Genomic DNA, 1,576 nt, shown 5'->3' on the forward strand with positions numbered 1-1,576 from the left:
CTCGCGGATTTTCAGTTTGGTGTGTACTTGCTAAGTTAAGTGCTAAACCACGCAACTACTCATAGCCGAGACCGTTGGCAGTTATTTAAAAAAAACACAATATGAACAATAAATTATTAATAATAGTTTCGCTTTTAATTTTTATCAAAACTTATTCGCAACAAACAATTAGTGCTAATCAAGGTTTTGTGGAAAATAAAGAATATTTCAGTAAAATGAAATATGAAAATAAAAATGGAAAAATAATAATCAAAGTTTCAATTAACCAAACTGAATATGATTTTCTATTAGATACTGGTGCGACAACAGCAATATCAGAAAATTTATACGATTTGATTAAAACTAATAAACTTGGAAGTGTAAAAATAAAAGACCAGTCTGGTATCACAGATAGTTTAGAAGTTGTATCCATACCAGAGATTATAATTAATGAAATAAAATTTAAAGAAATTCCTGCATTTGTCTCAAAAAAGGGCTTAAATCCTATTTTTGAGTGTTTCAAAATTGACGGTATTATTGGTAGTAATTTATTGAGAAATTCAACAATTCAATTTGACTCTCAAAAAAATGAAATTATTCTAACAGATAATAGTAAGAATTTGGGATTGAAAAAACGAGATGCAATCGAGATGAAAGTTAACAAAATTCAAAGTAGTCCATTCATCCCAATAAAACTGATAAAAGAAAAACACGAAGGAAATGGATATGTATTATTTGATAGTGGCGATAATAATTTTTACATAATATCAAACACAGCTTATCATCAACTTCGATCCCAAGTAGATATATTTGAAACCATAGCCAAAAATGTCGGTACATTTAGTGTAGGTTTATTTGGTACTGCAAATGAAAATGAACATTTAGCTTTGAAAGTCACAAAATTAAAAATAGGAGATATAGATTTTAAAAATGTGATTACAAAAACTACATATGGCGAGACTTCCCGAATTGGTTCAGAATTATTGAAATATGGAAAAGTTACGTTAGATTATAAAAAAGAACGATTCTGGTTAGAAAGTTTTGATAAAAAAAAATCTATTGAACTTGCTGAAAAAATGTGGCCTATTGAACCCATTTTAAATAATGACAATGAAATTGTAGTTGGTATTATATGGGATAATTCATTAAAAGGCAAAATTAACCTAGGAGATAAAATTTTAAAATTTGATACTATTAATTATGAAAATATGGATTACTGCGAAATTCTAAATTTAATTTTAAAAGTGAATAAACCAAAAGCTAAATTAACTTTTCAGGATAAAAATACTAAAGAAATTAAAGAATTAGAATTAAGCAAAATATAAAAAAACAACTGCCAACACCGTATATAGCTCATAGCTAGTTAGTTGCTTAAGCCGAAGTTAAGGTATATTTGCAAGTCCGCCAAATTTTTTAATTTGGCTTATTGATAAAAAAGATAATAAGAAAATTAAAAAATCTGGCTTGTGCTTAATCCGAAAACAACCGCTAATTTACACGCTACGAGCCATATACAAGACCGTTGGCAGTAATATGAACTAATCCCAATCAGAGTCTTCTAAAGTGAAGATTTTGCTTACTTCGATTTCAAAAATTT

1 protein-coding gene is annotated in these 1,576 nt (G+C 27.8%); it reads left to right on the forward strand.

Going from position 1 to position 1,576, the window contains the following annotated elements; translation table 11 throughout:
* Positions 1–101 precede the first annotated feature (101 nt).
* Positions 102–1,304: a retropepsin-like aspartic protease gene (locus tag QGM60_RS18085; RefSeq protein WP_281141644.1), complete on the forward strand. Its 1,203-nt coding sequence runs from the start codon at positions 102–104 to the stop codon at positions 1,302–1,304.
* Positions 1,305–1,576 lie beyond the last annotated feature (272 nt).

This window comes from Winogradskyella sp. SYSU M77433 (genome assembly GCF_029911945.1).
GTDB lineage: Bacteria > Bacteroidota > Bacteroidia > Flavobacteriales > Flavobacteriaceae > Winogradskyella.

Coding starts and splice junctions, on each gene's coding strand:
- QGM60_RS18085 (WP_281141644.1), top strand. CDS start 102: ATGAACAATAAATTATTAATAATAGTTTCGCTTTTAATTTTTATCAAA.